21 protein-coding genes are annotated in these 21,301 nt (G+C 66.9%); 10 read left to right on the forward strand and 11 right to left on the reverse strand.

The window, feature by feature from the left end; translation table 11 throughout:
* Positions 1-94 precede the first annotated feature (94 nt).
* From ntrC to dusB, 3 genes are read right to left on the reverse strand one after another with little or no spacing between them, the layout of a single operon-like run.
* The gene (ntrC, locus tag ACP7C5_RS07210) at positions 95-1,513 is read right to left on the reverse strand and encodes a nitrogen regulation protein NR(I) (RefSeq protein WP_133188195.1); all 1,419 of its coding nucleotides are present in this window, start codon (positions 1,511-1,513) and stop codon (positions 95-97) included.
* The gene (locus ACP7C5_RS07215) at positions 1,510-2,592 is read right to left on the reverse strand and encodes a two-component system sensor histidine kinase NtrB (protein WP_133188193.1); all 1,083 of its coding nucleotides are present in this window, start codon (positions 2,590-2,592) and stop codon (positions 1,510-1,512) included. Before ACP7C5_RS07215 ends, ntrC begins: the two co-directional genes overlap by 4 nt.
* Positions 2,568-3,569 (reverse strand): tRNA dihydrouridine synthase DusB, encoded by a 1,002-nt coding sequence (dusB, locus tag ACP7C5_RS07220; protein ID WP_189674701.1) that lies wholly within the window; start codon positions 3,567-3,569, stop codon positions 2,568-2,570. Before dusB ends, ACP7C5_RS07215 begins: the two co-directional genes overlap by 25 nt.
* Positions 3,570-3,680: 111 nt before the next feature.
* Between dusB and ispF the strand changes: the two genes are divergently transcribed.
* The 3 genes from ispF to ACP7C5_RS07235 are packed head-to-tail and all read left to right on the forward strand — an operon-like array spanning position 3,681 to position 5,969.
* The gene (ispF, locus tag ACP7C5_RS07225; RefSeq protein ID WP_426263712.1) at positions 3,681-4,928 is read left to right on the forward strand and encodes a 2-C-methyl-D-erythritol 2,4-cyclodiphosphate synthase; all 1,248 of its coding nucleotides are present in this window, start codon (positions 3,681-3,683) and stop codon (positions 4,926-4,928) included.
* Positions 4,925-5,446, forward strand: coding sequence for a hypothetical protein (locus ACP7C5_RS07230; protein ID WP_426263713.1), 522 nt, complete (start codon positions 4,925-4,927; stop codon positions 5,444-5,446). Before ispF ends, ACP7C5_RS07230 begins: the two co-directional genes overlap by 4 nt.
* The gene (locus ACP7C5_RS07235) at positions 5,439-5,969 is read left to right on the forward strand and encodes a CinA family protein (protein ID WP_426263714.1); all 531 of its coding nucleotides are present in this window, start codon (positions 5,439-5,441) and stop codon (positions 5,967-5,969) included. Before ACP7C5_RS07230 ends, ACP7C5_RS07235 begins: the two co-directional genes overlap by 8 nt.
* On the opposite strand, the gene ACP7C5_RS07240 is transcribed toward ACP7C5_RS07235, so the two are convergent.
* Positions 5,909-6,388: a type II toxin-antitoxin system RatA family toxin gene (locus ACP7C5_RS07240; protein WP_133188183.1), complete on the reverse strand. Its 480-nt coding sequence runs from the start codon at positions 6,386-6,388 to the stop codon at positions 5,909-5,911. The two genes, ACP7C5_RS07235 and ACP7C5_RS07240, sit on opposite strands and share 61 nt — an antisense overlap.
* Positions 6,388-7,308, reverse strand: coding sequence for a lipoyl synthase (gene lipA / locus ACP7C5_RS07245; protein WP_189674698.1), 921 nt, complete (start codon positions 7,306-7,308; stop codon positions 6,388-6,390). The genes ACP7C5_RS07240 and lipA overlap by 1 nt, the downstream gene beginning before the upstream one ends.
* Before the next feature lie 66 nt (positions 7,309-7,374).
* Between lipA and ACP7C5_RS07250 the strand changes: the two genes are divergently transcribed.
* Positions 7,375-8,004 carry a carbonic anhydrase gene (locus ACP7C5_RS07250; RefSeq protein ID WP_189674697.1) on the forward strand — a complete coding sequence of 210 codons (630 nt, stop codon included), beginning with the start codon at positions 7,375-7,377 and terminating at the stop codon, positions 8,002-8,004.
* Positions 8,005-8,049: 45 nt separating this feature from the next.
* A complete protein-coding gene (locus ACP7C5_RS07255; protein ID WP_426263715.1) occupies positions 8,050-8,496 on the forward strand; it encodes a hypothetical protein in 447 nt (148 codons plus the stop codon).
* A gap of 26 nt (positions 8,497-8,522) precedes the next feature.
* On the opposite strand, the gene ACP7C5_RS07260 is transcribed toward ACP7C5_RS07255, so the two are convergent.
* Positions 8,523-9,302: a polyphosphate kinase gene (locus ACP7C5_RS07260; protein ID WP_322163845.1), complete on the reverse strand. Its 780-nt coding sequence runs from the start codon at positions 9,300-9,302 to the stop codon at positions 8,523-8,525.
* A gap of 176 nt (positions 9,303-9,478) precedes the next feature.
* On the reverse strand, positions 9,479-11,302 hold the full coding sequence (gene aspS, locus ACP7C5_RS07265) for an aspartate--tRNA ligase (protein ID WP_426263716.1): 1,824 nt from the start codon (positions 11,300-11,302) through the stop codon (positions 9,479-9,481).
* A 173-nt stretch (positions 11,303-11,475) separates the two neighbouring features.
* Here aspS and rnd point away from each other — a divergent pair, with 173 nt between their 5' ends.
* Positions 11,476-12,654, forward strand: coding sequence for a ribonuclease D (gene rnd / locus ACP7C5_RS07270; protein WP_426263717.1), 1,179 nt, complete (start codon positions 11,476-11,478; stop codon positions 12,652-12,654).
* A gap of 130 nt (positions 12,655-12,784) precedes the next feature.
* Here the strand turns inward: rnd and ACP7C5_RS07275 are convergent, their stop codons facing one another.
* Genes ACP7C5_RS07275 through ACP7C5_RS07290 form a run of 4 tightly spaced genes read right to left on the reverse strand, consistent with a single transcriptional unit; the run spans position 12,785 to position 18,428 of the window.
* Entirely contained in the window at positions 12,785-14,323 is a 1,539-nt protein-coding gene (locus ACP7C5_RS07275) for a Ppx/GppA family phosphatase (protein WP_240699051.1), read from the reverse strand.
* Between the two features lie 4 nt (positions 14,324-14,327).
* Complete coding sequence (locus ACP7C5_RS07280; protein ID WP_426263718.1) at positions 14,328-16,505, reverse strand: RNA degradosome polyphosphate kinase; 2,178 nt, start codon at positions 16,503-16,505, stop codon at positions 14,328-14,330.
* Positions 16,502-17,137, reverse strand: coding sequence for an HdaA/DnaA family protein (locus ACP7C5_RS07285; RefSeq protein ID WP_133191952.1), 636 nt, complete (start codon positions 17,135-17,137; stop codon positions 16,502-16,504). Before ACP7C5_RS07285 ends, ACP7C5_RS07280 begins: the two co-directional genes overlap by 4 nt.
* 19 nt (positions 17,138-17,156) lie before the next feature.
* The gene (locus ACP7C5_RS07290; protein WP_426263719.1) at positions 17,157-18,428 is read right to left on the reverse strand and encodes a heavy-metal-associated domain-containing protein; all 1,272 of its coding nucleotides are present in this window, start codon (positions 18,426-18,428) and stop codon (positions 17,157-17,159) included.
* A 62-nt stretch (positions 18,429-18,490) separates the two neighbouring features.
* On the opposite strand from ACP7C5_RS07290, the gene purM reads away from it, so the two are divergent.
* From purM to ACP7C5_RS07310, 4 genes are all read left to right on the forward strand, one after another.
* Positions 18,491-19,600, forward strand: coding sequence for a phosphoribosylformylglycinamidine cyclo-ligase (gene purM, locus ACP7C5_RS07295; RefSeq protein WP_322163850.1), 1,110 nt, complete (start codon positions 18,491-18,493; stop codon positions 19,598-19,600).
* Positions 19,601-19,765: 165 nt separating this feature from the next.
* A complete protein-coding gene (gene purN, locus ACP7C5_RS07300; RefSeq protein WP_426263910.1) occupies positions 19,766-20,275 on the forward strand; it encodes a phosphoribosylglycinamide formyltransferase in 510 nt (169 codons plus the stop codon).
* On the forward strand, positions 20,272-20,649 hold the full coding sequence (locus tag ACP7C5_RS07305; protein ID WP_354285561.1) for an MmcQ/YjbR family DNA-binding protein: 378 nt from the start codon (positions 20,272-20,274) through the stop codon (positions 20,647-20,649). Before purN ends, ACP7C5_RS07305 begins: the two co-directional genes overlap by 4 nt.
* Entirely contained in the window at positions 20,646-21,290 is a 645-nt protein-coding gene (locus ACP7C5_RS07310) for a hypothetical protein (protein ID WP_426263720.1), read from the forward strand. The genes ACP7C5_RS07305 and ACP7C5_RS07310 overlap by 4 nt, the downstream gene beginning before the upstream one ends.
* The last annotated feature ends 11 nt before the right edge of the window (positions 21,291-21,301 follow it).

Here is a 21,301-nt window from a genome sequence, read left to right on the forward strand (position 1 = left end):
CTACAACGCTTGCGTTGCAAGGAAAACACACAAAACTGTAATCTATCGCACTTCGGCCCCCTTCGGGCCCCCTCCCGGCGTCGTCGCGGGCCGATCAGGGGTCGATTCCAAGCACGTCGAGTCGTTTGCGCAGCGTATTGCGGTTGATCCCGAGCGCCCGCGCGGTGCGCACTTGGTTCTGCCCGTGCCGCGCGAGGAGCGCCTCGATCAGCGGCCGTTCGACCTCGGCGATGATCCGGTCATAGAGCGTTCCGTCGTCGAGCGCGGCGGGTTCCTCGATCGCCAGTCGCTCGATCCGCGCACGGATCGCCGCATCGATGCCGGCGTCGACGTGCGTCGCAATCGACGGCACCGCTCCGCCGAGCGTCGCGCGGACCTCGTCGGCGTCGATTCGCTCGTCGCGCGCGAGCACGGCGACGCGGCGCATCATGTTCTCGAGCTCGCGGACGTTGCCGGGCCAGTCATAGGCTTCGAGCACGGCGATCGCATCGGTATCGAGCTGCTTGCGCGGTAGCCCATCCTCGGCCGCACGGTCGAGGAAATGCCGCGCCAGCAGCGCGATGTCCTGCCGCCGGGCGCGAAGCGCGGGCAGCATCACGGGCACGACATTGAGGCGGTAGAACAGATCTTCGCGGAATTGCCCGCTCGCGACGAGCTGTGCGAGCTCGCGATTGGTCGCTGCAACGATGCGGACGTCCGCCCGAATCGTCCGCGCGCCGCCGACCGTGGTGAACTCACCCGATTGCAGCACGCGCAGCAGCCGCGTCTGCGCTTCCATTGGCATGTCGCCGATTTCGTCGAGGAACAGCGTGCCGCCCGCAGCCTGCTCGAAGCGCCCGGCCGAGCGCGCCTGCGCGCCGGTAAAGGCGCCGCGTTCGTGGCCGAACAGCTCGGCCTCGATCAGGTCGCGCGGGATCGCCGCCATGTTGAGCGCGATGAAGGGCGAGCGGCGGCGCGGGCCCAGATCATGGATCGCGCGCGCGACGAGCTCCTTGCCGGTTCCCGATTCGCCCGAGACGAGGACGGTGAGGTCGTTCGACACGACGCGCGCGATGATGCGGTAGACGTCCTGCATCGCGGGGGATCGCCCGATCAGCGGCAGCGCACGGTCCTCGGCCTCGATCGGCTCCGCAATGCCGCCCGACCCACGCGACAGCGCGCTCTGCACGGTGCGTGAGAGCGCATCGAGATCGAACGGCTTCGGCAGATAATCGAACGCGCCGACTTCGGTCGATCGCACCGCCGTCGTCAGCGTGTTCTGCGCCGACAGCACGATGACGGGGAGCCCGGGATGCGCCAGCACGATACGCTCGACCAGATCGAGCCCGTTGCCGTCTGGCAGCTTGACGTCACTGATCAGCACGTCGGGCAAAGCCGTCGCGAGCTGCACCTCGGCCTCGGCGATCGTCGCGGCGGTCAGCACGCGGTGGCCGTCGCGCTTTAGCGCTTGCCCGACGACGGTGCGGATCGCGGCATCGTCGTCGAGAACGAGGATCCGGCCGGTGCGGCTCACGCATCGCCTCGCGGCAGCAGGATGCGGAAGACGGTCATTGGCGGGGCTCCCTCGCGCGCGAACTGGATGATCCCGCCCATGTCGCGCACCAGCTTGTCGACGAGCGCGAGGCCGAGCCCCTGCCCCTCCGGCTTGCCCGAGATGAACGGGTCGAACAGATGTTCGGCAATGTCGGCGGGTGGCCCGGGGCCATTGTCGCTCACGCAGATCTCGATCGGCAAGCGCTGACGCGGCTTTCCGGGGGCGGGCGCGACCGCCATGCCGTGACGATAGGCGGTGGCGAGCGTGATCCGCGCATCGGCCTGCTCGCTCGTCGCTTCGCTGGCGTTCTTGAGCAAGTTGAGCACGACTTGCAGGATCGCATCGCGATCGAGCTGGACCGTGGGGAGCGACGGATCGAACCGCTCCTCGATCGTCACGTGGCGCGCAAAGCCGGCGAGCGCGACGCGGCGCGCATGGCCGAGCAGCGGATAGATGTTCTCGGGCGCGAGCTTCAAGGGCCGCGTATCGGTGAAATCCTGCATCCGGTCGATCAGCGCGGCGATGCGGTCCACCTCGGTGGTGATGAGCGTGGTCAGCTCCTCGGCCCCCTTCCCCTTAGACAGTAATTGCGCCGCGCCGCGGATGCCCGAGAGCGGGTTCTTGATCTCATGCGCGAGCATCGCCGCCGCGCCGATCGCGGCGCGCGCCGCCGCGGCGCGGTCGGCGCTGTGGCCCATCCGGCGCGAGGTGGCGGCATGGTGCAGCGTGATCGTGTGCCAGCCGGGATGATCGGCGACGCGCGTCTCGATATAATCGACGCGGATCTTGCCGCCGCGCTTGAGCGCGATCTCGGTGTCGAATGCGGCGAGGCCGTGATTGTCGCGGGCGTTTGGCTGGCTCGGCGGGGTCATCACCGAGACGAGCGGATGGCCGAGCATCGCGCGTTCCGAGAGGTTGAGCAACGTCTCGCATTCGGCATTGGCAAAGACGATGCAGCCGGTGTCATCGACGACGAGCACCGCCACGGGCAGCGCCGCGAACAGATCGGCGAAATCTGGCCCCCCGATCGCCTTCACGCGGCGGCGCGGCTGCACCAGGGGGCGTAGAATTCGGCGAGCATCGCCTTGACGACCTTGGGGTCGGGGATCTGATTGACCTTGTTGCGGAACTCGGCCGAGCCGTGGAGGCCGCGCGTGTACCACCCGATATGCTTGCGCGCCATGTTGACGCCGGTCTCGTTGCCGTAATGGCTGAGCATCGCCTCGTAATGCTCTGCAATGACGGTGTATTGCTCTTCGATCGACGGGTCTTCGACGCGCCGGCCGGTGGCGAACCATTCCATCACCTGACCGAGCAGCCACGGGCGGCCGTACGATCCGCGGCCGATCATGATGCCATCGGCGCCGGACTGCTCGAGCGCCGCCTCGGCATCCTCGATCGAATTGATGTCGCCATTGGCGATCACCGGGATGCTCACCGCGTCCTTGACCGAGCGGATGAACGCCCAGTCGGCATTGCCCTTGTACATCTGGTTGCGCGTGCGACCGTGGACGGTGACGAGCTTGACCCCGAGATCCTGCGCGATCTGCGCCAGCTCCGGCGCGTTGAGGCTCGCATGGTCCCACCCCATCCGCATCTTCAGCGTGACGGGAACGCTGACCGCATCGACCACGCCTTTGATGATGGCCCCGGCCATGTCGAGATCGCGCATCAGCGCCGAGCCGGCATCGCCGTTGGTGACCTTGCGCACCGGGCAGCCCATGTTGATGTCGATGATTGCAGCGCCGCGATCCTCGCTGAGCTTGGCCGCCTCGCCCATTTCGTACGGCGTGCAGCCGACCAGCTGCATCGAGACGGGGTTCTCGATCGGCGCCCAGGCGGCCTTTTGCAGCGACTGGCGCGTTTCGCGGATCGCGGCCTGGCTCGCCACCATCTCGGTGACGTTGAGCCCCGAACCATAGCGCCGCACGAGCGTGCGAAACGGCATGTCGGTGACGCCCGTCATCGGTGCGAGAATCACCGGCGAGGCGATCGTCACGGGGCCAATCTGGAGCGGGGCGAGGCGCGAAGTCACGGGATAGGGTCTGCCTGAAAAACGGGCAGCCTATAGGGGAAAGGGCGCGAAGCGGCAAGCATATGCAGCTGGGCTGGCGGGTCGCGCGCGGTTGGGCTAGGCGCTCATCGCATGACGAACCCCCGCACCGCTGCGTTGATCGTCGCCGCCGGAACCGGCGTGCGCTCGGGCAGCCCGATCCCCAAGCAATACGCACCGCTCGGCGACAAGGCCGTGCTGGCGTACTCTTATGCTGCGCTCTCGGCGCATCCGGCGATCGACCGGGTTATCGTGGTGATCGGAGCTGGGCAGGAAGCGGCGTTGCGCGCGGCGCTTGGCGAAGTGGAGTATGTGATCGGCGGCGCTTCGCGGCGGTTGTCGGTGCTCGCCGGCCTGGAAGCGCTCGATCGTCGCCCCGGCGAAGGCCGGGGCCGCCTCGTTTCGACGGACGACGCGAACAACGCAGCGGCCCCGGCCTCCGCCGGGGTGACGGATGCGGTCGCGCGCGTGCTTATCCATGACGCCGCCCGGCCGTTCCTCAGCGCCGCGGTCATCGACCGTCTGCTTGCCGCGCTCGATACGCATGACGGCGCCGTCCCTGCCCTCCCCGTCGCCGACACGCTCGCCAAGGGCGATGTCGAGCTCGGGGAAACCGTGCCGCGCGACTCGCTCCATCGCATCCAGACGCCGCAGGCCTTTCTCTTTCCAACCGCCCTCGCCGCGCATCGCGGCTGGCCAAATGACGGATCGGGTGACGAACCGACCGACGACGCGCAGATGGTGCGTGCCGCCGGCGGCAGCGTCGCGCTGGTCGCAGGAGACCCCATGCTCGAGAAGATCACCCACCCCGCCGATTTCGCCGCCGCCGAGGACCGCCTCGCCACCACGCTGCGCACGCGCATGGCGACCGGGTTCGACGTCCATCGGCTCGAAGTAGGCGAGGAGCTGTGGCTCGGTGGCGTCAAGATTCCGCACGACAAGGGCCTGTCGGGACACAGCGACGCCGACGTCGCGCTCCACGCGATCACCGATGCGCTGCTTGGCACGATCGCGGCGGGCGATATCGGCACGCACTTCCCGCCGAGCGACCCGCAATGGCGTGGTGCCGACTCGGCGCAGTTCCTACAACATGCCGCCTCGCTCATCACCGAGCGCGGCGGGATCATCGATTTCGTCGATCTGACATTGATGTGCGAGGAGCCCAAGATCGGCCCGCACCGCGCCGCGATGCGCGACCGGATCGCAGAGCTCTTGCAGCTCGACACGGATCAGGTCAGCATCAAGGCGACGACGACCGAGCGGCTCGGCTTCACCGGGCGCGGCGAAGGCATTGCGGCGCAGGCGGCGGCGACGGTCCGCGTTCCAGGGGGCAAGAAATGAAGCGATTGCGCACATTCGCAGCACTCTGGATCGGGGCGACCGCGATGGTCGGCGCGCAAGCGGCCCCGACCGACCTGCCATGCCTCACCACGCAAGAAGGGCAGTCGCTCGTCCAGGTCGCGCTGCCCGACGTGCTCGACGCGGTCGGCAAGACGTGTGCGACGGCGCTCCCGGCGACGGCGACGCTGCGCGCGGGGCTCCCCGCGCTGATCGCGCGCTATCGCGCCAATGGCGATGCGGCCTGGATCGCCGCCAAGCCGGCGATCGGCAAGCTCGGCGGAGAGCAATTACGTGACATGAACCCCGACGTGCTGCGCCCGCTGATCTCGACGATCATGGGGCCGCTGATCGCCAAGGACATCAAGCCCGGCGACTGCCCGCGGATCGATCGCATCACCGGGCTGCTCGCTCCGCTGCCCGTCGCCAACACCGCCGCGCTGGTGGTCGAACTGTTCCAGCTCGGCACCGACCGCAGCAAGACACGCGCGCCCTTCTCGATTTGCCCGACCCATGGATAAGATCGATTCGATCCTGCCCGCCGAACTGGTCGAGGCAGCGCGCAAAGTCGTCACCGCCAATCTCGCAGCCGGACGCCGCGTGACGCTTGCGGAAAGCTGCACCGGCGGGCTCGTCGCCGCGGCGCTGACCGAGATCCCGGGATCGTCCGAAATGTTCGAGAGCGGGTTCGTGACCTATTCGAACGACGCCAAGCTCGAGATACTCAACGTCAGCGCCGATGTGCTCGAGACGTTCGGGGCGGTGTCGGTGGCGACCGCATGGAGCATGGCGCAGGGCGCGCTCGAGGCGACTGGCGCCGACATTGCCGTGGCCATCACCGGCGTAGCGGGGCCAGGCGGCGGAACCGAGAAGAAGCCTGTCGGCACCGTCGTCTTCGCACGCGCCGAACGCGGTGCCGATCCGGGACATGTCGTCGCCGATCGCAAGGATTTCGGCAATCTCGGACGCGGCGGGGTGCGGCTTCAGGCGGCGCTGTGCGCGCTCGAACTGCTATTGCCACCCGAGGCCGCGGGCGACGCGTAGAGCACCGCGGCGCGGTCCTCGAACGCGCCGATCATCTTGCGCAGCGCGGTGCCAAACACCTGGCCCGCAAGCATCTCGAACACGCGGTTCTTGAACGCGAAGTCGACGGTGAAGTCGACCGCGCAACCCGCCCCGTCGGGCCGGAACACCCAGTCGTTGCGCAAATATTTGAGCGGCCCGTCGAGATACTCGACATGGATGCGGTTGGGGCGTTCCTTGTCGACCTTCGAGGTGAAGGTCTCGCGCAGGCCCTTGAAGCCGACGATCATGTCGGCGGTAAGCTCGGTCGCGCTGTTCGAGCGGACGCGGATCGCCGAGACCCATGGCAGGAACTCGGCATAGCGGCCGACGTCGGCGACCAGATCGAACATCTGCTCGGGAGTGTAGGGCAATCGCCGGGTTTCGGAATGACGCGGCATTACCGGACTGCGAACTTTGCCTCACGCGCGGCACGCAGGCGGGCGAAATCGTCGCCGGCGTGATAGCTCGAGCGCGTCAGCGGCGAGCTTGCCACGAGCAGGAAGCCCTTCGCGCGCGCGATCGCGGCGTATGCGTCGAACGTCGCTGGCGGGATGAAGTCCATCACCTTGGCGTGGCGCGGGGTGGGCTGGAGATACTGCCCCATCGTCAGGAAGTCGATTTCGGCGCTGCGCATGTCGTCCATCACTTGATGGACTTCGAGCCGCTCCTCGCCGAGGCCGAGCATCACGCCCGACTTGGTGAAGATCCGCGGATCGTGGCGCTTGACGCTCTCGAGCAACCGCAATGAGGCATAATAGCGGGCACCCGGGCGGATCGTCGTGTAGAGCCGCGGGACGGTCTCGAGATTGTGGTTGTAGACGTCGGGGCCGGCCTCGACGATCGACTCGACCGCGGCTTGCGTCTTGTTGCGGAAATCGGGGGTGAGGATTTCGATCGTCGTCGTCGGCGTGGTCGCGCGGAGCGCCTGGATCACCTTGACGAACTGCGACGCCCCACCGTCGGGCAGATCGTCACGATCGACCGAGGTTACGACGATGTGCTGCAACCCCATCTGCGCCGCCGCATCGGCAACATTCTGCGGTTCGAGTTTGTCGACTGCGCGCGGCATCCCCGTCTTGACGTTGCAGAACGCGCAGGCGCGCGTGCAGGTATCGCCGAGGATCATCACCGTCGCGTGTTTCTTGCTCCAGCATTCGCCGATGTTGGGGCAGGCCGCTTCTTCGCAGACGGTCGTCAGGCTCTTCGAACGCATCAGTTCGCGGGTCGCGGCGAACCCCGCCGAAGTGGGCGCCTTGACCCGCAGCCAGTCGGGCTTGCGTTCGCGGGGCGGGCGGGCGAGCGGGGACATCTCGTTCATGGCTGTGCAGATAGCGATTGACGACGCGGCTTGCCACCCCCTCTTCTCCTCCGTTAAAAGCAGCACATGACCGATTTCAGCGATCTCGTCGGCGGGTATCACCGCTTCCGTTCCACCGACTATATCCGTCAGCGCGACCGCTGGGCGGAATTGGCCGAGGGGCAGAGCCCCAAGGTGATGGTGATCGCTTGCTCGGACAGCCGAGTCGATCCAGCGCAGGTATTCGACACGTCGCCGGGCGAGATCTTCGTCGTGCGCAACGTCGCCAATCTGGTGCCGCCGTTCGAGCTCGACGGGTCGCGCCACGGCGTTTCGGCCGCGCTCGAATTCGCGGTGAGCCAGCTCAAGGTCGGCGAGATCGTCGTGATGGGCCACGGATCGTGCGGCGGCGTGAACGCGGCGCTGACACGCGCGTTCGAGGGCAAGGCGCCGGGCGAAGGCGGCTTCATCGCGCATTGGATCGACATGCTCGATTCGGCGCGCGACCGGATCGTCGCCGAGCACGGCACCGGCCCCGCCGCGATCCGCGAGATGGAGCTCGAAACGGTGCGTGTCAGCATCGCCAATCTGCGCACTTTCCCCAACATCCGCGAGGCCGAGGCCGCCGGGACGCTGCGGTTGCGCGGCGCCTATTTCGCGATTGCCGACGGCGTGCTGCATGTGATGGACGAAACGGGCGACTTCGCACCCGCGTAAGGTCCGCAATTGCCCGAGTCGTATCGTTCGCGTAGCACATCGCGGATGAGACCCAACACGCTGCGGACCTTGCGCCGCTATCACCATTATCTCGGCCTATTCTTCGCGCCGATGATCCTGCTGTTCTCGGTCAGCGGTGCGTTGCAAACCTTCCGGCTGCAGGAAGCGCGCGGCTATGGCGGCACGCCGCCGAACTGGATCGTGTGGATCGCCAGCGTCCACAAGGATCAGGGCCCGCCCCGCCCGCCGCGCGCCGAGCAACCCAAGCCCACCGGCGAAGCGGCCAAGCCGCGCGGCGAGGCCGAGCGCGCCGGCCCCAAGCGGCCGTCCCCGCTTCCGCTCAAGATCTTCGTCGTCCTGCTGTCGATCGCCTTGTGCGCTTCGACGATCACGGGCGTCGTGATTGCATTGTCGATCCGCTCGATGCGACGGGTCTCGATCGCAATGCTCGTCGCGGGAACGATCGTCCCGCTCGTCCTGCTATGGATCTGATCGCGCGTCGCTGACGCGCCGGCCCGTCAGGGCTTACGTGCCAGCGCCTTGCGCGCGATCGCCTCGATTTCCGGGTCGAGCTCGGGTGGCGTCATGTCGACATGCGCCTCGAGCCGCTCGGCGATCGCGGTGAGCGCGGCGATGCGGCCGGCTTTCTTGTCGTTGCCGTCGATCACCGTCCACGGTGCCCAGCGCGTATCGGTCCGCTTGAACATGTCGTGCATCGCATCAAGATACGCCGGCCGCTTCTCGCGGTTGCGATAATCGTCGGCGCCGGTCTTCCAGCGCTTCCAGGGATGATCGAGCCGGCTTGCCAGCCGCTCGTCCTGCTCCTTGGTCGAGACATGGACGAACAGCTTGACGATCGTCGTTCCCGAATCGGCTTGCTGCGCCTCGAATTCGTTGATCTCGTCGTAACCGCGCTTCCACTCGGCGTCCTTGGCATAGCCTTCGACGCGCTCGACGAGCACACGGCCGTACCAGCTGCGATCGAACACCGCGATGTCGCCGCACGCCGGGAGCTTGGTCCAGAAGCGCCACAGGAAGTGCCGGTCGAGCTCGTCCTGGGTCGGCGCCTTGATCGGCCAGACCTCGAAATTGCGCGGATCCCAGTCGGCGCACAGCCGCTGGATGATGCCGCCCTTGCCCGCCGCATCCCAGCCTTCGAGCAGGACGATCGCACGCTTGCGGTGGACGATGTGCGCGACCTGGATATGCGACAGGCGCGTCTGGAGCTTTTTGAGCTCGGCGTCGTAATCGCCGTCGAACGGTTTGCCCGATTCGTAGTCGGAGAGTTGGATCGTCACAGTTCCCTCCCGCTGGCGCGAGGGGTTGGGAGAGAAAATGCGCGGTTCGTTGTCATTGGACGACACTGCCCTCCCCCAGCCCCTCCCGCAAGCGGGAGGGGAGTGTTTACGGGCACAGCCCCCCTCGTGCGGGAGGGGAGCCTTTTTGCGCCAGCCCTTCCCGAAACGGGAGAGCGTTAGGCCGGACGCACCGCTTCGTCTGCGGGCTTCGCGGTCGCGACGCCGGCGGTCGAACGCAGGTTCAACTCCTTGAGCTGCTTGGGCGTCGCGAAATTGGGCGCGCCCATCATCAGATCCTCGGCCTTCTGCGTCATCGGGAAGGTGATGACCTCGCGGATGTTGGGTTCGTCCGCCAGCAGCATGACGATGCGGTCGACACCCGGCGCGGAGCCGCCGTGCGGCGGCGCCCCGAACTTGAAGGCGTTGATCATCCCTGCGAAGTTCGTATCGACATCGGCCTGTGTATAGCCAGCGATCTCGAACGCCTTGTACATGATCTCGGGGCGATGGTTCCGGATCGCGCCCGACGACAGCTCGATGCCGTTGCAGACGATGTCGTACTGGAACGCGAGGATATCGAGCGGATCCTTGGTCTCGAGCGCTTCCATCTCACCCTGCGGCATCGAGAAGGGGTTGTGGCTGAAATCGACCTTCTTGGCGTCCTCGTCATATTCGAACATCGGGAAATCGACGATCCAGCAGAATTCGAAGCGCTTGTCGTCGATCAGGCCGAGCTGGTCGGCAACGCGCGTGCGCGCAAGGCCGGCAAGCTTGGCGGCCTGCGCCGCCTTGCCGGCTGCGAAGAAGATGCCGTCGTTAGGGCCGAGGCCGAGCGCCTCGGCGATCGCCTTCATGCCATCCTGGCCGTGGTTGTTGGCGATCGGGCCGCCGAACACGCCGTCCTTCTGCGTCGCATAGCCGAGGCCGGGGAAGCCTTCGCTCTGCGCCCAGCTGTTCATCTCGTCGAAGAACTTGCGGCTCTTCTCGTGCGTGTTCGGCGCCGCGATCGCGCGGACGACGTCGCCGCCCTCGACCATCGAGGCAAAGCGACCGAAGCCCGAACCCTTGAAGTGCTCGGACACGTCGGTGATGATCAGCGGGTTGCGCAGGTCAGGCTTGTCGTTGCCGTACTTGAGCATCGATTCGCGGTACGGGATGCGCTTGAACGGCAGCGCCGAGACGGTGCGACCCTTGCCCTGCCAGTTGGCGAATTCCTCGAACACGCCGTGGAGCACGGGCTCGATCGCGGCGAAGACGTCGTCCTGCGTGACGTAGCTCATCTCGAAATCGAGCTGGTAGAATTCACCCGGAGACCGATCGGCGCGCGCGTCTTCGTCGCGGAAGCACGGTGCGATCTGGAAATAGCGGTCGAAGCCCGCGACCATCAGCAGCTGCTTGAACATCTGCGGCGCCTGCGGGAGCGCGTAGAACTTGCCGGGATGGACGCGGCTGGGGACGAGATAGTCGCGCGCGCCTTCGGGCGAAGAGGCGGTGAGGATCGGCGTCTGGAATTCGGTGAAGCCCTGCCCGATCATCCGCTGGCGCAGCGACGAGATGACGTTCGAGCGCAGCAGCACGTTGGCGTGGAGCCGCTCGCGCCGCAGATCGAGATAGCGATATTTGAGGCGGATTTCCTCGGGGTATTCGGCCTCGCCGAACACCGGCATCGGCAGCTCGTGCGCGACCGACTGGACGACGACGTCGCGCGCGCGGATCTCGATCTCGCCCGAGGGGAGATTGGCGTTCACCGTCTCGCTCGACCGCGCGACCACTTCGCCGGTGATCGTCACGACCGACTCGGGGCGGAGCTTGTCGAGCACCGCGTGCGCCGGGCTGTCGCTGTCGGTGACGATCTGCGTGATGCCGTAATGGTCGCGCAGATCGACGAACAGCAGATTGCCGTGATCGCGCTTGCGATGGACCCAGCCCGACAGCTTGACCGTGGTGCCGACGTCCGCGGCGCGGAGCTGGGCGCAAGTATGAGTGCGATAAGCGTGCATAGATCTTCTCATGTTCGTCGCCCCGGCGAAGGCCAGGGCCGCTGTGTATCGGAGCGCAACGCGTGACAGCGCAGCGGCCCCGGCCTCCGCCGAGGCGGCGGCGGATATGGTCGATGCGCTTCCCTCTACAACCCGCCTTTGTCAAGGCGCGCGACCCTCGCTATGGGGTGGAGATGCATATCCATCCCCTGATCACCGACAGTGCCACCCTCGCCAATCTCTGCGCCCGAATGTCGCAAGCCGATTTCGTCTGCATCGACACCGAGTTCATGCGCGAGAACACCTTCTGGCCGGAACTCTGCCTGATCCAGATCGCCGATGAGAACGAGGCGGCGGCGATCGACCCGCTCGCGCCGGGGCTCGACATGAGCCCGCTGCTCCAGCTGATGGTCAATAACGAGGACGTGCTCAAGGTCTTCCATGCCGGCGGGCAGGATCTCGAAATCGTCTACAACCTCACCGGCACGACGCCGCATCCGCTGTTCGACACGCAAGTCGCGGCGATGGCGCTGGGGCAAGGCGAGCAGGTCGGCTATTCGAACCTCGTCGATGCCTGGCTCGGCATCACGGTCGACAAAGGCGCGCGCTTCACCGACTGGAGCCGCCGTCCGCTCGACGCGCGGCAGATCGAATATGCGATCGGCGACGTGACGCATCTCGCGCGGATCTTCCCGAAGATGCTCGAGCGGCTGCGCAAGACCGGCCGCGGCGCGTGGCTCGACCAGGAGATGGAGCGGCTCGGCGATCCCAAGAATTATGCGAACGATCCCGAGGAAGCCTGGCGCCGGATCAAGGTGCCGAGCCGCAAGCCCGAGGTGCTCGGTCGGCTCAAGGCGCTGGCGCGCTGGCGCGAGATCGAGGCGCGCGGCAAGGATCTGCCGCGCGGGCGGATCGTCAAGGACGAGACGATCGCCGATCTGGCGGGCCATGCGCCCAAGCGGCAGGCAGATCTTGCCAAGGTGCGCGGGCTTTCCGCGACCTGGGCGCAGAACGACATCGGCGCGCGGCTGATGGCGGCGCTCGAACATGCCGAGCCGATGTCGGCCGACGAACTGCCGTCGCGCGACGACCGCAAGCCGGGGATGGGCAAGGACGGCGCGTTGGTCGCCGACCTGCTCAAGCTGCTGCTCAAGATCCGCTCGAAAGAAATCGACGTCGCCGCGCGGTTGCTGGCTCGGACAGACGATATCGACGCGCTCGCGGCTGGGCAGCGCGAGGGGCTGTCGATCCTGCAGGGCTGGCGGTTCGAGCAGTTCGGGCGCGACGCGCTCGATCTGGTCGAGGGGCGGCTGGCATTCGCGGTGGTCAACGGCAAGCTCAAGATGACGCGGACTGAGGATATCGCGGTTTAGTCGACGTTCGACGGACTTAACCCCGTCCGTCACCCCGGCCTTGTGCCGGGGTCCACCGTGCCGCGCGTCCTGCGCGTGTTGTGCGCGCATCCCGGTGCACTCAGGGACGAGCCCGGGGTGACGAAGGGGCCTACTCTACGATCACCGCCTTGCGTCCCAGCGCCGTTGCCAGCGAGGCATGACGCCGCTCGACCGTCTCGCTGTACAGCGCGATATCGCTGCTCTTTACGCGCAGCGTCACCGTCTCGCCATCGTCGGCAAGCGACGAGCGCTGGAGCGGTCCGGCCAGCCCACCGCTCATCCGCTGCCCGAGCCGCATCGCCAGCCCCCAATGCACCGCGCGCTTCAAGTCGAGCGGATCGGCGAGCACCGCAAGCGGCGCGGGCGTGTTGACCCCGCCGCCCAGACTCGTGTGGAGCGCCTGTGCGATCAGCGCACGACCGCGCGCGTCGACCGCGACCCAATTGCCGTGGAGCGCGACTTCGACGCCGCGCTCGGCGCGGAATTCGGGATTGGCGCGCCAACCGACATCGGCGAGCAAGCACGCCGCGAGCCGCAGTCGCGCCATTTCGGGCCGGTCGCGCGTGAAGAGCGGCGCGATCCAGCGATCGAGCAAGTCGCCATGCTCGGCGAAGCGGCCATGCCGCCGGCCTTCGTCGCGCGTCGCAACGATCAGCGGATCCTGCGCGCGGACGTCCGGGGCTAGCGCGCCGTAGAGCAGTCCTTCGCGCAGCCCGAAGGCCGAGACGATCGTGGTGTCGCTGCCGAGATGTTTGAGCAAAGAAACGAGCAGCGCGGTCCCGTCGCTCAGCGTCGCCGCGCGTGCGGCGGACAGGCCCGGGATCGCGCGCAGCCAGCTCTTGTTGACGTGGCTGATCGTCCGCCCCATCCGCGCGATCGCTTCGGCGGACATCGCATATTCGTGGATCACGGGAAGCGGGTAACTGCCGAGGTGCATGTCGAGCCGTGCGAGCGCGCGCCACGATCCGCCGACGAGATAGAGCGGCAACCCCGCCCCCTTCCCCGTCCAGCCCGCGCGATCGAGCGCACGCGCGACCTCACGCTGTAATACGCCCGGCCCCTTGTCGCGGATCGCGCCGATGCGCAGCACGCCGAGCGGGAACGACACGCGCTCGCCGACCTTGCCGCCGCGAATGCGGATCAGCTCGAGGCTGCCGCCGCCGAGATCGCCGACGATGCCATCGGCCTGCGGGATCGCAGACAACACGCCGTAGCCGGCACCGGTCGCTTCCTGCTCGCCGCTGAGCAATTCGACCTCGAGCCCGAGATCGCGCGCCGCATCGAGCAGGACCTTACCGTTCGAGGCATCGCGCACCGCTGCGGTCGCGACGGTGCGCAGCCGGGTCACTTCCATCTCGCGCGCGACAGCAGCGAAACGCGCGAGTGCGTCCTTGGCGACCGTGATGCCTGTCTCGGCAATCGCGCCAGTCTCGGCCAGGCCGCGGCCGAGCCCGGCCATCACCTTCTCGTTGAACAAGGTCGCGGGCATTCGCTCAGGCCCTTGATAGACAACCAGGCGGATCGAATTCGATCCAATATCGATGATCGCGGTGCGCGGCTCGGCGGGATCCTGCTCGCGCGCGACGACGCGATTACCGGAGACAGCGTTGTCAGATGACGCCGCCGAGATCCTGGGGGTGGTGTCCATCGGCTTAGCGCCGGTTTCGGAGCGAAAGCTTGGGCACCGAACCACTCGCCGCGAGCGAGGCGCCGCGCCCCGACAGCGACGGGTTGGTCATGAAATAGCGATGCAGGTTGAACGGTCGATCGCCCGGCTGCGTGCGGACGTACGACCCGTCGCCCTGCAGCTCCCAGCTTTGCTCGTTGTCGATCAGGTTGGCGACCATCACTTGGTCGAGGATCTGCTGGTGGACGGTCTTGTTTTCGATCGGCAGCATATATTCGATCCGGCGATCGAAATTGCGCTGCATCCAGTCGGCCGAGGAAATGAACACCTGCGCGCCGTCGTTGGGCAGCATCCCGCCATTGCCGAAGCACCAGATGCGGCTGTGCTCGAGGAAGCGGCCGATCACCGATTTCACGCGGATGTTCTCCGACAGGCCAGGGACGCCGGGCTTGAGACAACAGATCCCGCGGATGATGAGGTCGATCTGCACTCCGGCGTCGCTCGCTTCGTAGAGCTTGTCGATCACCGCCGGGTCGACCACCGAGTTCATCTTCGCCCAGATCGCGGCAGGTCGGCCGGCCTTGGCGTTGGTGATCTCGGTATCGATCAGCCGCATCAGCCGCGGGCGGAGATCGCGCGGCGAGAGGCTGATCAGCGCCATGTTCTCGGGTTCGACATAGCCGGTGATGTAATTGAACATCTGCGCGGCATCGAGCCCGAGCCGCGGGTCGGCGGTGAAGAAGCTGAGATCGGTATACACCTTGGCGGTGATCGGATGGTAATTGCCAGTCCCGAAATGGCAGTAGGTGCGGTATTGCCCGCTCTCGCGGCGGACGACCATCGAGACCTTGGCGTGCGTCTTCCAATCGATAAAGCCATAGACGACCTGGACGCCGGCGCGTTCGAGCGCCGAGGCCCAGAGCAGATTCTGCTCCTCGTCGAAGCGCGCCTTCAACTCGACCACCGCGGTGACCGACTTGCCAGCCTCGGCCGCGGCGATCAGCGCGTTGATGACCGCAGGCTGCTTGCCCGCGCGGTACAGCGTCTGCTTGATCGCGACGACGTCGGGGTCAGCGGCCGCTTGCTTGAGGAAGGCGAGCACCACGTCGAACGTCTCGTACGGGTGGTGGACGACGATGTCCTTCGCCTTGATCGCGGCGAAGCAGTCGCCACCATATTCGCGAACTCGCTCGGGGAAACGCGGCGAGAAGGGCGGGAATTTGAGATCGGGACGATCCTCGTCGACGATCGCCTCGAGATCGCCGACGCCGAGAAATGCGCCGCTCTCGGTGACGAAGCAGTCCGCGCCGCCGAGTTCGTCGCGCAGCACCGAGCCGAGCCGCTTGGGCATCCCGCTTTCGAGTTCGAGCCGGATGACGCGGCCACGCCGACGCCGCTTGATCGCGTTGGCGAAGTAGCGGACGAGATCCTCGGCTTCTTCCTCGATCTCGAGATCGCTGTCGCGCAGCACGCGGAATTCAGCGCCGCCGATCACGCGGTAGCCCGGGAAGACAAGCGGGGCGAAACGCTTCACCAGCGATTCGACCGCGATGTAGCGCGCCTTCTCGCCCGGCAGGCGCAGGAACCGCGGCATCGGCGCGGGGATCATGACGAGCTCGCGGATCGGCTGGTCGTCCGAGATGCGGACGAGGTCGAACATCACCGCGAGCCCCTTGTTGGGGATGAACGGGAAGGGATGCGCGGGGTCGAGCGCTTGTGGGGTCAGGATCGGGAAGAGCTGCTCGCGGAACTGCGTCTCGAGCCAGGCGAGATCCTCGCCCGATAGCGCCTCGTCGATCGTCCGCGAGCTGAGCACCGCGATGCCCGTCTCGGCGAGCTGGCGCCGCAGATCGCGCCACACGTCGCGCTGGCTCGTCACCAGCGCATCGGCCTCGGCGACGATCGCCGCGAGCTGCTGCCCCGAGGTCAGCCCGTCGTTCGACAGCCGCGCGACGTCCTGCAATTGCTGGCCCTTGAGCCCAGCCACGCGGACCATGAAGAATTCGTCGAGGTTCGACCCCGAGATCGACAGGAAGCGCACACGCTCGAGCAGCGGATGCGCAGTGTTGCACGCTTCCTCGAGCACGCGGCGGTTGAAGGCGAGCCAGGAGAGCTCGCGATTGAAATAGCGGTCGCTCCCCTCGCTGCCCGCAAACGGATCGTCGTCATGGTCCAGGCTCGCGAGATGGGCTGGGCGGGTCATCGGGTTTCCGTCGATTCGGGGAACAAGTCGGGTGCCGCGCCCGGGATCAGTCCGGCTTCGATCAACGTCACCCGTGCGAGCGGGATAGACAGGCGCTTGTGCCGCGCCAACAGCGCCTGGTCGAGCAGATCGACCGTGCGCAGCAAGCTGATATGGGTGCGTTCCACCCGCAGGACGAGCCATTGAATCACCTCCGGCCGCGCATCGATACCACGCCTGAGGAATTGACGCTCGAAGATTGCGCGCATCAGCGCCTCGTCGGGATCGCCGATCCGCACCGTCGGGCTCGCGGCAAGCCGCGATCGCAGGTCGGGGAGCTTGATCGACCATTCGGGCGGCGGCGCGTCGGCGACGATCACGACCGGGCGGCGATCCTCCTGCGCGCGGTTCCACGCGTGGAAGATGCTCGTCTCGTTCTGCCGCTCGGCATCGTCGATCAACCCGCCGCCGGTCTTGGCCGCGAAGATGCGCGCCAGCAGACTGCGACCCGATTTGCGCGGGCCGGTGACGACCACGGCCATCACGGGCCAGGTGCTCCAATGTTCGAGCTGCTGCACCGCCCGCATGTTCGAATCCCCGATCAGGAATTCATCGTCACGCGGATCGGCTGGCCAGTCGAGCGGAAGTGCCATTTGTGCCGGGAGCATCAGATCACCCCGTCGGCGAATCGGTAGGGTTGGGTTGGCTCCCCTGCCCCGCCGAACCGCCGCGGCGGATGCGGAGGGTCGATCCACTCGCGCTCACGCTCCAACCGCGTGATTCGAGCGCGGCGCGCAATACCGCGGGATCGGCGTCATACGCGACGCGCAGCACCGACACGCCGCCGATCGCGAGACTGGTGGTGATCGCCGAGCGAACGCCCGGAATCGCCTGGAGCGCACTTTCGGTTCCCGTGACCGAGCCGGCGGTCGGCGTGTCGGCCTGGACCGTGATCGTAACGCCGCTTTTGGTCGCGGCGGGGCCCGGCAAGCCGTCGATCCCGCGATCGATCGGCACGACTTCGGTCGGCGTGGCGACCGGCGTCGGCGTGGCGACGGGCGTGACATAGGCGAGGCCGGAATCGCCACTGAGCCCGCCGCCGCGCAACGCCGCCTGATAGGCTTCGTCGATCCGCTTGACCCCGGCGTCGAGCAAAACAGCGAGCGCGTCGGCGCGGTCGACGCGCAGCGTGAACTGGGTGACGAGCCGATTGTCGGGGCCATGCCGCGCCTCGAACACGCCGATGATCGGTCCGCCGGGCCATTCGCGACGCAGCGTGACCTTGGGCACGAGCACATCGGTCGCGCCATATTGATCGAGCACGACGCGCCACCAGCCGCGACCCGGACGTTCGGTCTGGCCGAGGTTGAGCAATAGCGCGTCGGCGCCGGTGCCGGTCGGGCGGACATAATCGACCGCGCTGTTGCCGGTGCGATAGCGGCTCCACGCGTCCTGCCAGGCGGTCTTCTGTTCGAAGCCGGTGGCGACCCCGCCGCTCACTTCGATCGGAATCGTCAGCATCGGCGACGAGCGCGACGCCTCGGCCGAAACGCCGAGGATCGACCCCGCCCGCGCCCGGCTGATCAGCACGCCGAGCTTGGCGACGTAGCGGTTGGGGCCGATCTGTTCGTTCTCGACGACAATCCCCGACACCATCGCGTCGAGCGTACCGTCGGGCAGCGTGCCCCCGCCCCTGCCCATCCGGCGCGACAGCATGTCCCAACCTTTACGCTGCGCGATCCGCCACCCGGCATAGCGCGCGGCTTCGGCGCTCTTGCCGGTAACGTCGATCTGAATGCCGCTCACTTCATAGCTGCCCGAGCTGTCGGCGGCGGCGACACCTTGATCGGAATCGTCGACTTGCGCGAGCACCAGCCCACCCGACGCGGTCAGGGCGAGCGCCGCAGCGAACTTTACGGGCGTGGAAAGGCGGCGGATCGACATGTCGGCGCCCTTTTGGCGAAGGAGGCGTGGAAATCCAAGCAGGATATGGCTAGGCGGGCACGATGAGCGAAACGAACCCGGACACCGAGTCCTACACCTATGCCCAAGCGGGCGTCTCGATTGCCGCTGGCAATGCGCTGGTGCGCGCGATCGCACCGCTCGCCAAGGCGACGCGTCGGCCGGGTGCCGATGCGGAATTGGGCGGCTTTGGCGGTCTGTTCGATCTTAAGGCGGCGGGGTTCGTCGATCCCCTGCTCGTCGCTGCGAACGACGGGGTCGGGACCAAGCTCAAGCTCGCGATCGAGCACAATGCGCATGACGGGGTCGGGATCGATCTCGTCGCGATGTGCGCGAACGATCTGATCGTCCAGGGTGCCGAACCGCTCTTCTTCCTCGATTATTACGCGACCGCCAAGATCGACCCTGCGGTCGCCGAGCGCGTGATCGCCTCGATCGCCGAGGGCTGTCGCCAGGCGGGCTGCGCACTGATCGGTGGTGAAACGGCTGAGATGCCGGGGATGTATGCCGCCGACGACTATGATCTCGCAGGCTTCTGTGTCGGGGCGGTAGAGCGCGATCGCGTGTTGACCGGGGCTGACATCGCGCCGGGCGACGTCGTGCTCGGGCTCGCCTCGGCTGGTGTGCATTCTAACGGGTTTTCGCTCGTGCGCCGCCTTGCCGCCGACAAGGGCTGGAAGCTCGACCGGCCGGCGCTGTTCGATGCGGACGTCTTGCTGATCGATGCGTTGATGGCGCCGACGCGCATCTACGTGAAGGCATTGCTGCCGTTGCTTGCGGAGAAGCGGATCAAGGGGCTGGCGCACATCACCGGCGGCGGCTTGCTCGAGAACATCCCGCGCGTGCTGCCCGACGGCACGCATGCGAAGATCGACGCCGATGCCTGGGCGCAGCCACGGTTGATGGCGTTCCTCCAGGCACAGGGCAATATCGAGCCCGAGGAAATGGCGCGGACCTTCAATTGCGGGATCGGGATGGTCGCTGTGGTGGCTGCGGACGAGGTCGCGGCGGTGACCGCCGGGCTCGAAGCCGCGGGCGAGACGGTGTTCGCGATCGGGACGATCGAGGCTGGCGTGCGCGGGTGCACGGTTTCGGGCTCGGTCGAGACGTGGGGCGGTCGTGCCGATTGGACTGCGACGCATAACCATGGGTGAACGTCGTCTTCCCCCCTCCCGCTTGCGGGAGGGGTCGGGGGTGGGCGCGCGCTATCACCGGCAGCTACCGTCGATTTCGGGTGCCCACCCCCAGCCCCTCCCGCAAACGGGAGGGGGGCAGTGAGCGTCAAGGTCGGCATTCTGCTCTCGGGGCGTGGCTCCAATATGATGGCGCTGGTCGAGGCCGCGCAGGACTATCACGTCGCGCTCGTCGCATCGGACAAGCCCGACGCCGCCGGCATAGCTTGGGCACGCGACCGCGGCCTCGCCACCTTCACGCAGTCGCCCAAGGGCATCCCGAAGGCCGACTATGAAGCCGCGATCGACGCCGCGCTTGTCGCGGCCGGCGTCGAGGTCATCGCGCTCGCCGGCTACATGCGCTTGCTCTCCGACGGCTTCGTCGCGCGCTGGGCGGGCCGGATCATCAACATCCACCCTTCGCTCCTGCCCAAGTACAAAGGCCTCGATACCCACGCCCGTGCGATCGAAGCGGGCGATGCGGTTGCTGGCTGCTCGGTCCATATCGTCACCGAGGAGCTCGATGGTGGCGACGTGCTCGGCCAGGCCGAAGTGCCGATCGTGGCCGGTGACACCCCCGACAGCCTCGCCGCGCGCGTGCTCGAGGCCGAGCATCGCCTTTACCCCCAGGTTCTGGCAGAGTTCGTAAAACGATGAGCCCCAATCCCGAATCCGCCCTCGCCAAGGTCCGCGCACTGGCGCTGGCATTGCCCGAAACCACCGAACGCCCGTCGCACGGGGCACCCGGCTTCCTGATCGCCGATGGCAAGTTCTTCGCCTATTTCTGGCATGATCATCACGGCGACGGCGAAACCGTCGTGATCGTCAAGACCACCGGGGTCGACGAGCAGGCGATGCTGATCGAAGCCGATCCCGAGACCTATTTCCGCCCGGCCTATCTCGGCGCATCGGGCTGGGTCGCGATGCGGCTCGATCGTGACGACACCGATTGGGACCGCGTCGGCGACCGAATCGCGATCAGCTGGGAATTGGCCGCGCCACGGCGCTTGCTCGAAGCGGGTGGACGATGAGCGACCAGCCGCGCGATCCCGAACTGCAAGTCGCTGCGACCGAGGCGGTCGCCAAGGCCGAAGCAGCGGCGACGCGGCGGCGTTGGATCAACCTCGGCGAATTCATCGCGGTCGCCGGGTTGCTTATTGCGGGCGGCAGCCTGTACCTCAACTGGGCCGATCACCGCGCAGACGAAGCCGACAAGCAGGTCGCCTCGATCAAGGCAGCGCGCGAGCAATCACGCTTCGACATCCGCGCGGCGCCAGCCTCGAACGGCACCGCGTTGCTGCTCGCGCACGACGACCGCCATGCGATCCGCGACGCGACCGTTACCTTCCCGACCGCGCTCAGCGTCGGCACCAAGGATACCGTTGGCGATACGATCGATCGCGGCTGGTTCGACCATGCCTTGCTGAAAGCGACCGATGGCGGGCCCGATAAGAAGACCGGGCGACTGCCAGTGCTGATCGCGCTGACCTATTGGGATGGCGACACGCCGCGCAGCACGCGTGGCATCTACGATATCGGGTGGAAGACCGAGGGCGGGTTTCCGTTTGGACGGTCCGTCAAGCTCGAGAGCCTGCGGCTCCACGAACTCGGCGGGACGCAGAAGCGGCTCGATGTCATCTGGGCGGGGCAGCGGCCGAAGACCAACGACTGACGCCGTTACAG

This window comes from Sphingomonas sp. PWP1-2 (assembly GCF_049898305.1).
Lineage (GTDB): Bacteria > Pseudomonadota > Alphaproteobacteria > Sphingomonadales > Sphingomonadaceae > Sphingomonas > Sphingomonas glacialis.